Annotated in this window: 11 protein-coding genes; 7 read left to right on the top strand and 4 right to left on the bottom strand. The window is 74.9% G+C overall.

The window, feature by feature from the left end:
• Positions 1 to 44: 44 nt before the first annotated feature.
• Positions 45 to 239, bottom strand: a complete 195-nt coding sequence (locus OG580_RS05335; RefSeq protein ID WP_015032212.1) for a hypothetical protein — start codon at positions 237 to 239, stop codon at positions 45 to 47.
• A 299-nt stretch (positions 240 to 538) separates the two neighbouring features.
• Between OG580_RS05335 and OG580_RS05330 the strand changes: the two genes are divergently transcribed.
• The 6 genes from OG580_RS05330 to OG580_RS05305 all read left to right on the top strand — a co-directional run bounded on the left by OG580_RS05330 (position 539) and on the right by OG580_RS05305 (position 9,873).
• Entirely contained in the window at positions 539 to 931 is a 393-nt protein-coding gene (locus OG580_RS05330; protein ID WP_267042479.1) for an ankyrin repeat domain-containing protein, read from the top strand.
• Between the two features lie 254 nt (positions 932 to 1,185).
• A complete protein-coding gene (locus OG580_RS05325) occupies positions 1,186 to 2,601 on the top strand; it encodes a HEAT repeat domain-containing protein (RefSeq protein WP_267042478.1) in 1,416 nt (471 codons plus the stop codon).
• Positions 2,602 to 2,895: 294 nt separating this feature from the next.
• Complete coding sequence (locus tag OG580_RS05320) at positions 2,896 to 4,017, top strand: glycosyltransferase family 1 protein (RefSeq protein ID WP_267042477.1); 1,122 nt, start codon at positions 2,896 to 2,898, stop codon at positions 4,015 to 4,017.
• Positions 4,014 to 5,318 (top strand): glycosyltransferase, encoded by a 1,305-nt coding sequence (locus tag OG580_RS05315; protein WP_267042476.1) that lies wholly within the window; start codon positions 4,014 to 4,016, stop codon positions 5,316 to 5,318. The genes OG580_RS05320 and OG580_RS05315 overlap by 4 nt, the downstream gene beginning before the upstream one ends.
• Positions 5,315 to 6,205, top strand: a complete 891-nt coding sequence (locus OG580_RS05310; protein WP_267042475.1) for an SGNH/GDSL hydrolase family protein — start codon at positions 5,315 to 5,317, stop codon at positions 6,203 to 6,205. The genes OG580_RS05315 and OG580_RS05310 overlap by 4 nt, the downstream gene beginning before the upstream one ends.
• Positions 6,202 to 9,873, top strand: coding sequence for a hydantoinase B/oxoprolinase family protein (locus tag OG580_RS05305; RefSeq protein ID WP_267042474.1), 3,672 nt, complete (start codon positions 6,202 to 6,204; stop codon positions 9,871 to 9,873). The genes OG580_RS05310 and OG580_RS05305 overlap by 4 nt, the downstream gene beginning before the upstream one ends.
• Before the next feature lie 42 nt (positions 9,874 to 9,915).
• Here the strand turns inward: OG580_RS05305 and OG580_RS05300 are convergent, their stop codons facing one another.
• Genes OG580_RS05300 through OG580_RS05290 form a run of 3 tightly spaced genes read right to left on the bottom strand, consistent with a single transcriptional unit; the run spans position 9,916 to position 12,196 of the window.
• The gene (locus OG580_RS05300; protein WP_267042473.1) at positions 9,916 to 10,797 is read right to left on the bottom strand and encodes a biotin-dependent carboxyltransferase family protein; all 882 of its coding nucleotides are present in this window, start codon (positions 10,795 to 10,797) and stop codon (positions 9,916 to 9,918) included.
• Positions 10,794 to 11,435, bottom strand: coding sequence for an allophanate hydrolase subunit 1 (locus tag OG580_RS05295; protein WP_267042472.1), 642 nt, complete (start codon positions 11,433 to 11,435; stop codon positions 10,794 to 10,796). Before OG580_RS05295 ends, OG580_RS05300 begins: the two co-directional genes overlap by 4 nt.
• Positions 11,432 to 12,196, bottom strand: coding sequence for a LamB/YcsF family protein (locus tag OG580_RS05290; protein ID WP_267042471.1), 765 nt, complete (start codon positions 12,194 to 12,196; stop codon positions 11,432 to 11,434). Before OG580_RS05290 ends, OG580_RS05295 begins: the two co-directional genes overlap by 4 nt.
• 230 nt (positions 12,197 to 12,426) lie before the next feature.
• Here OG580_RS05290 and OG580_RS05285 point away from each other — a divergent pair, with 230 nt between their 5' ends.
• On the top strand, positions 12,427 to 13,128 hold the full coding sequence (locus tag OG580_RS05285; RefSeq protein WP_267047904.1) for a GntR family transcriptional regulator: 702 nt from the start codon (positions 12,427 to 12,429) through the stop codon (positions 13,126 to 13,128).
• Positions 13,129 to 13,188 lie beyond the last annotated feature (60 nt).

Genomic DNA, 13,188 nt, shown 5'->3' with positions numbered 1-13,188 from the left:
TACTCCAGGTTTCATGGAAGGGGCAAGGCACTTTCTGGGGGGCGTCAGAACTTGATTCCGCCCAGGAGACCGGCGAGGCTCTGCCCGCCCGCCGTGATGCTCGGGGCGATGGCCGTGCCTGCGAGGTAGAAGCCGAACAGCGCGCTGACGAGGGCGTGCGAGGCCTTCATCCCGTCCTTCTTGAAGAACAGGAAGCAGATGATGCCGAGCAGGACCACGCCTGAGATGGACAGGATCATTTGGTGTTCTCCTGGTTGAGGGGACAGTCACCATGAGTCCTTCCAGGTTCACAGCAAGTATCTATGTGACTAAAGGTGCATTGGGGTGAAATTCGGATGATTTCACTGGATCGGCGCAGTGCGGATGCTCCGCCGGGTGGCGAAAATCCCGCGGTGCGCTAGCGAGGGCGTGGTGCGGTGATCTTTGCCTCAGTGGGGCGCGGTCATGTCACCGAACGGGCAGTACCCTGTCGATTCACTCGTACGGCCGCGCTTGTCGTGCGCAGGCCGACACTGCAGGAGAAAGGCGGTCCCACCCGATGAGCGAGACTCCGGACCCCGAGGTCATCGAGCTGGCGTCCAAGGTCTTCGACCTCGCGCGCACGGGGGACGCCGAGGCCCTGGCCGCCTACGTCGACGCGGGCGTCCCCGCGAACCTCACCAACGACAAGGGCGACTCCCTCGTCATGCTCGCCGCCTACCACGGCCACGCCGCCGCGGTCTCGGCCCTCCTGGAGCGCGGTGCCGACGCCGACCGCGCAAACGACCGCGGCCAGACCCCGCTCGCGGGCGCCGTCTTCAAGGGCGAGGACGCCGTGATCCGCGCTCTGCTCGCCGGCGGCGCAAATCCGGAGTCCGGGACTCCGTCCGCCGTCGACACCGCCCGCATGTTCGGCAAGACCGATCTCCTGGAGCTCTTCAGCGCCCGGTGAACGGGCACTGAACCCCAGGTGAGAGCAGGGTCGTAAATGTGGTCGCGGTGGCGAAATGGGTGGGTCATCATGACGTCGGGCCCGGTGGACCGGGCCACCGACGAGAGGCAGAGGAAGATGGTCACTGGCAAGCGCAGGACGACAAGCGGCCCGACATGTTGCCGCACGGCCTAGGCGTACAGAGATGTATCGCCTGACCCGGGTCATCCCGGTCTCCCCCGGTCGTGTCGACAGCTTGATGTGAGGCGTCTTCCATGTTCGAACCAGTCATAGCGCCGAGCGGCACCCTGCTCGGTCTGCTGCAGAGGGGCCGCGGCGACGGCACCCTGCACGCGCTCGCCGCGCCACGTGCCGAGGCCCTCGCGGCCCTCAACCACTGCGTCCTCGACGACCCCCGCCACGACTGGCACGTCGAGAACCGCTCCCTCTACTACGCCCGTCTCTACCTGGACCTCCACGGAGGTCTGGACGTGCTCGAGGCGCATCTCTTCGGTGCCGAGGACCGTCTCGACACCGAGGAGTCCAGGACCGGGCTCGCGCTCGCCGTCCTCGGGCACCTCGCCTCCTACGGACGCCAGGACGCCCTGCTCCTGCTCCGGCGCTACGCGGCGACCGGCACGAACTGGGCCTGGGCCCTGGACGAGCTGGCCCTCCGTGACGACGACGCCGGACTCCGCGGGCTCGCCCTCCCCGTGCTGGCCCGTTTCCCGGCCGACCCGGCGGGCGACGCCGAGCTGGCGAGCGTCGTGCGCGACGCCTTCGAGCCCCGGCCGTGGCGGCTGTGGGCCGAGGACCAGCGGGACGCCGTCGGCGCCCGGGTCAGGGCCGCCCAGGAACAGGGCTCCTTCGACCGCTGGCAGCGCCAGATGCGACCCGCCGGGCCCCGTCCCGGCTGGAGCGTGCGGGCCGTCCTCGACTGGGCACAGGAGGGGTACGAGCGCGGAGCCGTGTTGTACGGTCCCGCCGCCCGCTGCCTGACCGCCGTCGCCGGCCCCGAGGACCGCCCCGAGATCCTCGCCGCCGCCCGCAACGGCTCGGAGGGGGCGCGCGGCGCCGCCCTCCACCACCTCGCCGAATCACGGGACCCCGCCGTCCTCGACCTCGTGGAGGCCGCCGCCGACGGCGCCTCCCGTGCGGTCGCCGAGGCGGCCGTCGCCGCCTACCGGCGCATGTGCGGCGAGGACGCGGTCGCCCGCGCCCGCGCGTGGGTCCGGCGCACCGACGAGCTCGGCACGGCCGCCGCCGAGGTCCTCGCGGGCCGCGGCACGGCCGAGGACGCCGGCCTCGTCCTCGGAGCCCTGCGCGGGACCGTCCGCGCCGCGGGCCCCGACGCCCCGGAGCTCGCCGTCCTCGTCGACGGAGCGGGCCGCCTCGGCATCGCCTGCGCCGCCCCCGTGCTCCGGCACGTCTATCGCGAGACGTCCTCCTCCCAGCTGCGCGGCCGCGTGGCCCGCGCCCTCGCGGCCACCGACGCCACCTTCGCGACCGGGTTCGCGGTCGAATGCCTCTGGGACTGCGAGGAGACCACCCGCGAGGTGGCTGCCCTGCACGCCGAGACGGGCGACGTACGGGTCGCCGACCGCCTCCGCCGACTCGCCGCCGATCCGGCCGAGGAAGCCGAGGTCCAGACGGCGGTGCGCAACCGGATAGGCCCGGACCTGCAGGTCTGAACCGGCCCCAGATCTGACCCCTCCCCAGGTCTGACGGCCCGTTCCGACCACTGCCCGGACCCCGGGGCGGCGCGGCCTGCGGCGGTGATCCCGCCGATCGTGGCCCCGCCCCGGGCGTCCGGTGGCCCGGACGGGTGCCTCCGGTGGCCGACCCGGTGGCCGGCCCGGCGACCGGCAGATCGACCGCCCGCCCGGGCGGCCGGCCCGTCCCCGCGGCGAAACGCTCATGGGACGTTCCCCCGCCGTCCAGATCGACGTCGGCGGGTACACGCCAAGCACGACGACAACACCCGTATGCGTGTCGTCATCGTCACAGAGTCCTTCCCTCCCGATGTCAACGGTGTGGCGCACTGCGCCCTGCAGACCGCGCGCCACCTCGTCCGCCGGGGCCACGCCCCGCTCGTCATCGCCCCCGCCGTCGCCGACCCGGCCGCGGACGCCGACGCACCCTGCGCCGTCGTCCGGGTGCCCTCCCTGCCACTGCCCGGCTATCCCCAGGTACGGGTCGCCCTGCCCAGCCGCCGGGTCGCCGCCGCCATCGCCGCGCACCGCGCCGACCTCGTCCACCTCGCCGGACCGTTCGTCCTCGGGGTGCGCGGGATGACGGCCGCCGCCCGGCTCGGCATCCCCGCCGTCGCCGTCTACCAGACGGACCTCGCCGGCTACGCCCGTACGTACGTCGGAACCGGCGAGGGCGCCGCCTGGCGCCGGCTCCGCGCCGTCCACGGCGCCGCCGACCGCACCCTCGCCCCGTCCTCCGCCGCCGTACGTGACCTGGAGGCCCACGGCATCGGCCGCGTCCGGCTCTGGGGGCGCGGCGTGGACACCGTCCGCTTCCGCCCCGACCTGCGCGACGCCGGCCTGCGCCGCGCACTCGCCCCCGCCGGCGAGCTCCTCGTCGGCTACATAGGCCGCCTCGCGCCGGAGAAGCGCGTGGACCTGCTCGCCGGGGTCCGCGGGCTGCCCGGCGTCCGGACCGTGGTCGTCGGCGACGGGCCCAGCGAGCCCGCGCTGCGCGCCGCCCTCCCGGAGACCCGGTTCCTGGGCCGGCGCACCGGTGACGACCTGGCCCGGATCTTCGCCTCGCTCGACCTCTTCGTCCACACCGGTCCGCACGAGACCTTCTGCCAGACGGTCCAGGAGGCCATGGCGAGCGCGGTCCCGGTGATCGCCCCGGCCGCCGGCGGACCCCTGGACCTGGTCGATCACGGGCGCACCGGGCTCCTCGTACCGCCCGGCGACCCGGACGCGCTGCGGGAGGCCGTCGCCTGGCTCGCCGCCGCCCCGGACGTCCGCGCCGCCTACGGCCTGGCCGGCCGGGCCGCCGTCGAGGGCCGCACCTGGGAGGCGCTCGGCGACGAGCTGATCGGCCACTACCGGGAGGTCCTGGGCGACCGGACGGCGGTCGCCGCGTGAACGGCGCCCGTACCGCCCGGGGAAGGACCGCGGGCGGCGGACTGCGGATCGTGCGGCTCGCCAACTTCGTGACCCCCACCTCCGGCGGTCTGCGCACCGCGCTCGACCAGCTCGGCCGCGGCTACCTCGCCGCCGGGCACGAACCCGTCCTCGTCGTCCCCGGCGACGTCGCGAGCGACCATCTCACCGAGCAGGGCCGGGTCGTGACCCTGCCGGGTCCCGTCCTGCCCGGGACCGGCGGCTACCGGGTCCTCGCCGACCGGGGCAGGGTCCGCCGCCTCCTCGACGAGCTCGCCCCCGACCGGATCGAGGTCTCGGACCGCACGACCCTGCGCTGGACGGGGGAGTGGGCCCGCCGCGCCCGCGTGCCGTCGGTGATGGTCTCCCACGAGACGGCGGACGGGGTGCTGCGCACCTGGGGCGTTCCGGGCGCGCTCGCGGCCCGTACCGCGGACCGGCTGAACCGCCGGACGGCCTGGGCCTTCGCCCGGATCGTCTGCACCACGGAATGGGCGGAGCGCGAGTTCGTACGGATCGGTGCCCGCAACGTCGTACGGGCTCCGCTCGGCGTCGACCTGGACCGCTGCAGACCCGGCCGCCGCAGCACCGTGCTGCGCGCCCGGTACGCGGACGGGGAGCGGGTCCTCCTGGTGCTGTGCTCGCGCCTCTCCGTCGAGAAGCGGCCCGGTACGGCCCTGGACGCCCTCGCGGAGCTGCGGGCCGCCGGGGTCCGGGCGGCGCTGGTCGTCGCGGGGGACGGGCCCCTGCGGGGCGCCCTGGAGCGACGGGCGCGCGAGCGGCGGCTCCCGGTGCGGTTCCTCGGGCACGTCGCCGACCGGGAGGCCCTGGCGGACCTCCAGGCGGCAGCCGACGTGTGCCTCGCCCCGGGGCCGGCGGAGACCTTCGGCCTCTCGGCCCTGGAGGCCCTCGCCTGCGGGACCCCGGTCGTCGTCAGCGCCTCCTCCGCGCTCCCGGAGGTCGTCGGGGCCGCCGGGGCCGTTGCCGCCGACACCCCGGGGGCCTTCGCGGAGGCGGTACGGGGGGTGCTGGCCGTTCCCGAGGCGTGCCGCCGCGCGGCGGCACGCGCGCGTGCGGAGGGTTTCGCGTGGGACCGGTCGGTCGCGGCCTTCCTGCACGCCCACGACGCGCTGCCGTCGCCCGTCGAGGGGCCGGAGCCGTGTCCCGATCCCTGGCCGTCGGTTCCGTCGCAGGCGCAGGCGCAGGCGCAGGCGCAGGCGCAGGCGCAGGCGCAGGCGCAGGCGCAGGCCGTTCCGTCCCGTCCCGAGGAGGCGCGTCGATGACAAGGGAGTCCCCGGAGCGGGCGGCTCCCCCGAAAGGGGCCGACGGAACCGGCCCCCTCCGGTTCGCCGTGCTCGGCGACTCGTTCAGCGAGGGCGTCGGCGACCGGGTCGCCGGCGCCTGGCGCGGGTGGGCGCCGCTGCTCGCCGACGGGCTCGCGGCCGAGGGGCGCGGGACGGCGCTCCTGAACCTCGCCGTCGCCGGCGCCCTCAGCCGGGACGTCGCCGACCGGCAGACACCCAGGGCCCTCGCCTTCCGGCCGCACCTCGCCTCCGTCGTCGTCGGGGTCAACGACACCCTGCGCCACACCTTCGACATCCGGCTCCTCGCCCACCGCCTCGACCGGGTCCTCACGGACCTCGACGCCACCGGAGCCGTACTCCTGACCGCCTGTCTGCCCGACCCCGGGCGGATGCTCGGCCTGCCGCCGCCCCTGGCCCGCCCGCTCGCCCGCCGCCAGCGCTCCGTCAACACCGTCGTCCACGCCCTGTCCGACCGGTACGGCGCGGTTCATCTGCACCTCGCCGACGACCGCTGGACCGAGGACCGTGGCCTGTGGAGCGCCGACCGGCTCCACCCGGGAGAGCGTGGTCACCGTGCCGTCGCCGCCGACTTCCACCGGCTCCTCGCCGCCCGGGGGCTCGCCCACGGCGCACCGCCCGCGCGGGAGCCCGTACAGCCGCCGCCGACCCGGTCGGAGGCCCTGCTCTGGCTGGCCACCGCGGGCACCGGATGGGTCCTGCGCCGCAGCCGCGACCTGCTCCCGCAGCTCCTCCTGCTCGCCGGCGCCGAACTGCGCCACTGGGCCGACGGCACCGGCACCGCACCCCTCGACGCGCGCGCGGACGCCGCCCTCGCGGCCGCGCTCACGGCGACAATGGGGGGATGAACGGGCGCTGGGAGTTCTGGATCGACCGGGGCGGCACCTTCACCGACGTCGTCGGACGGCGGCCCGACGGACGGCTCGTCACCCGCAAGATGCTCTCGCACGACCCCGCCCGCGACCAGGACGCCGCCGTGGCCGGCATCCGGGCGCTCCTCGGCCTCGACCCCGGCGAACCGGTGCCCGCCGACCGGATCGCCGTCGTCAAGATGGGCACCACCGTCGCCACCAACGCCCTCCTGGAGCGACGCGGCGAACCGACCGTCCTCCTCGTCACCGAGGGCTTCCGCGACGCGCTGCGCATCGCCTACCAGAACCGGCCCCGGCTCTTCGACCGGCACATCGTGCTGCCCGAGGCGGTGTACGCGCGCGTGATCGAGGTCCCGGAGCGCGTCGACGCCCACGGCCACGTCGTCCGCCCCCTGGACGGGGCCGTCGTCGCCGAGGCCCTCGCCGCCGCCCATCGTGACGGGTTCCGCTCCGTCGCCGTCGTCCTGCTGCACGGCTACCGCCACCCCGCCCACGAGACCCGGATCGCCGAGGCCGCCCGCGCCGCCGGTTTCACCCAGGTCAGCTGCTCGCACGAGGTCAGCCCGCTCATCAAGCTGATCCCGCGCGGGGACACCACCGTCGTCGACGCCTACCTCTCGCCGATCCTGCGCCGGTACGTCGACGAGGTCGCCCGCGAGCTCGCCGGAATCCGCCTCATGTTCATGCAGTCCAACGGCGGCCTGCGCGAGGCGGCCCACTTCCGCGGCAAGGACGCCGTCCTGTCCGGACCCGCAGGCGGTGTCGTCGGCATGGCCCGCACCTCGGCGCAGGCCGGACACGACCGTGTCATCGGCTTCGACATGGGCGGTACGTCCACGGACGTGTCGCACTACGCCGGCGAATTCGAGCGTGAACTCGGTACACAGGTCGCCGGGGTACGGATGCGGGCACCCATGATGAGCATCCACACCGTCGCGGCGGGCGGCGGCTCCGTCCTCCACTACGACGGCCGCCGCTACCGCGTGGGCCCCGACTCGGCGGGCGCCGTCCCCGGCCCCGCCTGTTACCGCCGCGGCGGCCCACTCACCGTCACGGACGCCAACGTGATGCTCGGCCGCGTCCAGCCCGCCCACTTCCCCGCCGTGTTCGGCGAGACCGGCGACCTGCCCCTGGACACCGAGGTCGTACGGGAGCGGTTCACTGCCCTCGCCGAGGAGATCGGCGGGGGCCGGACCCCGGAGGAGGTCGCCGCGGGCTTCCTGGAGATCGCCGTCCTCAACATGGCCAACGCCGTGAAGAAGATCTCCGTCCAGCGCGGCCACGACGTCACCCGGTACGCCCTCACCAGCTTCGGCGGCGCCGGCGGCCAGCACGCCTGCGCCGTCGCCGACGCCCTGGGCGTCGACACCGTCCTCGTACCCCCGCTGGCCGGCGTGCTCTCCGCGTACGGCATCGGTCTCGCCGACGCCACCGCGATGCGGGAGCGGTCCGTCGAGGCCGAGCTCGACGCCCCCGGTGCCCTCGCGCGCGTGACGGACCTCTGCGCCGAACTGGCCGAACGGACCCGAGAGGAGTTGCGCGCCGACGGGCTGCCTGACGAGGCGATCGCCACCAACGCGCGCGTGTTCCTGCGGTACGCGGGGACCGACGCGAGCCTTCCCGTCGACCTCGCCCCGGCGGAATCGATGAAAACAGCATTCACAGCCGTCCATCGGGCGCGGTACGCGTTCACCATGGAGAAGCCGCTCGTCGTCGAGACCGTCTCCGTGGAGGCCGTCGGCCGCGCGGGCCCGCACGGACCGGTCCGCGTCGACACCGGCGAGCGGACGGGCCCCCTCACGCCCCGGGCGACCGTCCGGATGCACAGCGGAGGCATGCCCCACGACACCCCGCTGCACCGGCGCGAGGACCTGCGGCCGGGCGACACCGTCGACGGGCCGGCCCTCCTCGCCGAGGACGACGCCACGACCGTCGTCGACACCGGCTGGCGGGCCACCGCGACCGACGGAGGACACCTCCTCCTGCACCGGGTCACCCCACGGCCCGTGCGCGTGGCCGCAGGGACGGACGTGGACCCCGTCCTCCTGGAGGTCTTCAACAACCTCTTCATGGCCATCGCCGAGCAGATGGGCGTCCGCCTGGAGAACACCGCCCACTCGGTCAACATCAAGGAACGCCTCGACTTCTCCTGCGCGCTCTTCGACGCCGAGGGCAACCTCATCGCCAACGCGCCCCACATCCCCGTCCACCTCGGCTCCATGGGCGAGTCCATCAAGGAGGTGCTGCGGCGGCGCGGGGACGACCTGCGGCCAGGGGACGTGGTCGCGATCAACGACCCGTTCCACGGCGGCACCCATCTGCCCGACGTCACCGTCGTGACCCCGGTCTTCGGCGACGAGAGCGACGAGAGCGACGAGAGCGACGAGGGCGGCCAGGGAGGCACGGGCGGCGGCACGGGCCGCACCGCCGGTCCAGGACGCGAACTCCGCTTCCTGGTGGCCTCCCGCGGCCACCACGCCGAGATCGGCGGCATCACCCCAGGCTCCATGCCCGCCTTCAGCCGCACCATCGAGGAGGAGGGCGTCCTCTTCGACAACTGGCTGCTCGTCCGGGACGGACGGCTGCGCGAGGCCGAGACCCGGGACCTGCTCACCGGCGCCCGCCACCCCTCCCGCGACCCCGACACCAACCTCGCCGACCTGCGCGCCCAGATCGCCGCCAACGAGAAGGGCATCGAGGAACTGCGCAGGACGGTCGACGAGTTCGGGCTCGACGTCGTCCAGGCCTACATGCGGCACGTCCGCGCCAACGCCGAGGAGTCCGTGCGCCGGATCGTCGAGCGCCTCGACGACGGCACCTGCCGCTACGAGACCGACGGCGGCGCGGTCATCCGGGTCGCGGTCCGCGTCGACCGCGAACGGCGCTCCGCCGTCGTCGACTTCACCGGCACCTCACCTCAGCTGGACGGGAACGCCAACGCGCCCACGTCCGTCGTCATGGCCGCCGTCCTGTACGTCTTCCGCACCCTCGTCGACGAGGACATCCCGCTCAACAGCGGCTGCCTGGAACCCCTGGAGGTCCGCGTCCCGCCCGGCTCCATGCTCGCGCCCGTCCACCCGGCGGCCACCGTCGCGGGGAACGTCGAGACCTCCCAGGCCGTCACGGGCGCGCTGTACGCGGCACTCGGCGTCCAGGCCGAGGGCTCCGGCACCATGAACAACGTCACCTTCGGCAACGCGCGCGTGCAGTACTACGAGACGGTCGCGAGCGGTTCGGGCGCAGGTGACGGCTTCGACGGCGCCGACGCCGTCCAGACCCACATGACCAACTCCCGGCTCACCGACCCCGAGATCCTGGAGTGGCGCCACCCGGTCCGGGTCGACGCCTTCGCGGTACGGGAGGACGGCGGCGGGCGCGGCCGGTGGCACGGCGGCCACGGCGTGGAGCGGCGCATCCGGTTCCTGGAGCCGATGACGGTGACCCTCCTCACCGGTCACCGTCGGATCCCGCCGTACGGGATGGCCGGCGGCGAACCGGGCGCCCTCGGCGAGAACCTCGTGGAACGCGCCGACGGCACCGTGGAGCACCTCGGAGGCGCCGCCACGACCGAGATGGCCCCCGACGACGTCCTGGTCGTCCGCACCCCGGGCGGCGGAGGCTACGGCCCGCCACCGGCCACCTAGGGCCTGTCCGACGGGTCATCGCCGGGGCCCGGCGGCCCCCGCTCAGCGCACCGGCACGAACCGCACCGGTGTCCCCGGCACGGCCTGCGCCGCCGCGCACAGATCGGCCTCCCGGACCACCGCGACCACCGGGTAGCCCCCGGTCGTGGGATGGTCCGCGAGGAAGACCACCGGGCGCCCGTCCGGCGGTACCTGGACCGCGCCCAGGACCATGCCCTCGCTCGCCAACTCGCCCGGCAGGGCCCGCTCCAGGGCCGGTCCTTCGAGCCGCAGCCCGATCCGGTTGCTCGCCGACGACACCCGGTACGCGCGCGTGGAGAGCGTGCGCAGCGCCCCGGCGGTGAACCAGTCGTCGCGGGGGCCCATGCGGACCCGCAGGACGAGTTCGTCCGGCGGACCCGGCCACGGGGGAGCGTCGACCGGTCCCCGTACGGCCGTCTCCGCTCCCAGCGGCAGCACCGCGCCCTCCGACAGCGGCGCCGGACCGAGCCCGGACAGCAGGTCGGTGGAGCGGCTGCCGAGGACCGGTTCCACCGCGATCCCGCCGCCGAACGCCACGTACGAGCGCAGCCCGCGGACGGCCGCGCCGACCTCCAGGAGGGATCCGGCCCCGACCCGGATCACCGTCCCCCAGGCCGCCGGGCGCCCGTCCACCCGGACCGGGCAGGGCGCCCCGCCCACGGAGACGGTGACCGCGCACCGGGGCCGCAGCGCGCATCCGTCGAGGGTGGTCTCCAGGACCGCCGCCCCCTCCGGGACCCCGGCGCCGCCGGAATTGCCGACGAGCCGGTTGAGGAGCCGTACGGCCCCCGGGTCGAGGGCGCCGGAGCGGGGCACGCCGAGATGCGCGTACCCCGGGCGCCCCAGGTCCTGCACGGTGGTCAGCGCCCCGGCACGCACCACGGCGACGGCACGGTCGGTCATCGCCCGCCCTCCGCCGGTCCGCCGTCCACGGTGAACCGGACCCGGGTACCGGGCGCGAACAGCGCGGCGGGCTCCCGGCCGGCGTCCCACAGCGCCACGTCCGTCGTACCGATCACCTGCCAGCCGCCGGGCGAGGAGCGCGGGTACACGCCCGTGTACGGCCCGGCGAGGGCGACGGACCCCGCGGGGACGGCGGTGCGCGGGGTGGCCCGGCGCGGCACCTCGTACCGCTCGCCGAGACCGGTCAGATAGCCGAAGCCGGGCGCGAACCCGCAGAAGGCGACCCGGAACTCGGTCGCCGTGTGGACGCGTACCGCCTCCTCGACGGACACCCCCCACAGCCCGGCGACCTCCGCCAGGTCGGGCCCGTCGTACCGGACCGGCACCTCCACCGTCGCGCCCACGCGCGCGTGGAGCGGGCCGACCTCCCACGCGGCCAGCTCGGCCGCGAGCCGGTCGGGGTCCGCCACCCCGTCGAGCAGCACCGTCCGCGCCGCCGGCACGATCTCCCGTACGGCGGGGAGGGCACCCGCCGCCCGCCGCCGCAGCAGCTCCGCGTGGAAGGCCTCCGTCTCCGCGCCGCCACCCAGCTCCACCAAGAGCGCCCGCTCGCCCACGCGCAGCGTCCGCACGCTCACGCGAAGGCCTCCACGCGGACGCCGGAGGCCTCCAGGCGTTCCCGGACCCGGCGGGCGAGGCCCACCGCGCCCGGGGTGTCCCCGTGCAGGCACAGCGACCGGGCCCGTACGGCGACGGAACTCCCGCAGTGCGCCGTGACCGCCCCGAACCGGGCCAGGGCGACCGAGCGCTCCACGACCTCGGCCGGATCACTGACGACGGCCCCTTCCTGCCCCCGCGGCAGAAGGGAGCCGTCCGCCCGGTAGGCCCGGTCCCCGAAGGCCTCGGGGACGACCGGAAGGCCGGCCTCCGCCGCGGCTTCGTGCAGCCGGGACCCCGGCAGCCCCAGGATGGGCAGCGACCGGTCGGCGAGCAGCACGCCCTCGACGACCGCCGTCGCCTGCTCCTCGTCCCGGACCACCCGGTTGTAGAGCGCGCCGTGCGGCTTCACGTACGCGACGCGCGAGCCCGCCGCCCGGGCGAAGACCTCCAGGGCGCCGATCTGGTACGCCACTTCGGCGGCCAGCTCCGCCGCCGGGACGTCCATGGCACGCCGTCCGAAGCCGGCCAGGTCCCGATAGGACACCTGGGCCCCGATCCGTACCCCGCGTGCGGCCGCCAGCTCGCAGACGCGCCGCATGGTGGCCGCGTCCCCGGCGTGGAAGCCGCAGGCCACGTTGGCACTGGTGACGACGGAGAGCAGTTGCTCGTCGTCGGTCAACGTCCAGCGGCCGAAGCCCTCGCCGAGGTCGGCGTTGAGGTCGATCGAGGCCAAGGTCATGGGGTGCTTCCTTTCCCACCGGGTCGTACGGGGTGCCTGTCGTCGCTTCGAGGAAGTGCGGGGGGACGCGCGGCAGACGTGCGGGAGACATGCCGAGCGACCGTGCGGTGCCGTCAACGTAGGGGATTGTTCAACGATCCGACAAGAGACGTGTTGTCGCTTCCCCCGCTTCTGCGGTTGACTCGGCCGCGGACGACGGAGGGCACGGAAAGAGGAGAGGCGCTGTGGACGTGAGCGAGGCGGCCGGAGGCCTGGCGGACGACCGCGCGCTGCTCGGGCGTACGAGCACGGCGGAACGGGTCGCGGACATCCTGCGGACCCGGATCGCGGAGGGGTACTTCCCACCCGGCGTCCGCCTCTCCGAGGAGAGCATCGGCGGCGCCCTCGGTGTGTCCCGCAACACACTCCGCGAGGCCTTCCGGCTGCTCACCCACGAGCGGCTGCTCGTCCACGAACTCAACCGCGGGGTCTTCGTCCGGGTCCTCGCCGTGGGTGACGTGGACGACATCTACCGCACCCGGCGACTCGTCGAATGCGCCGTCGTACGGGGTCTGGGGCAGCCGCCCTTCGCCCTGGACGGCCTCGCGGCCGCCGTCGCGGAGGGCGAGGCCGCGGCCGGGGCGGAGGACTGGACGGGCGTCTCCACGGCCAACATCCACTTCCACCGCGAACTCGTCGCCCTCGCGGGCAGCGCGCGGACGGACGAGCTGATGCGCGGCGTCCTCGCCGAACTCCGCCTCGCCTTCCACGTCGTGGACGACGCGCGCGCCCTGCACGAGCCCTACCTCCTGCGGAACCAGGAGATCCTGGACGCCCTGCGCGCCGGTGAGCGGGCCTCGGCGGAGCGGCTCCTCGCCCGCTACCTCGACGACTCCCGCACCCGGGTCGGCGCCGCCTACGCCCAGGCCGTGGACGAGTCGACGGGCCCCTGAGGTCCCGGTGCGGCGGCCTTCCCGGGTCCGGTCGCATCTGCGCCGTTTCGACCGTTGTCA

The sequence above is a fragment of the Streptomyces sp. NBC_00094 genome (assembly GCF_026343125.1).
GTDB lineage: Bacteria > Actinomycetota > Actinomycetes > Streptomycetales > Streptomycetaceae > Streptomyces.
This window is presented reverse-complemented; position numbering and strand designations above follow the sequence as displayed.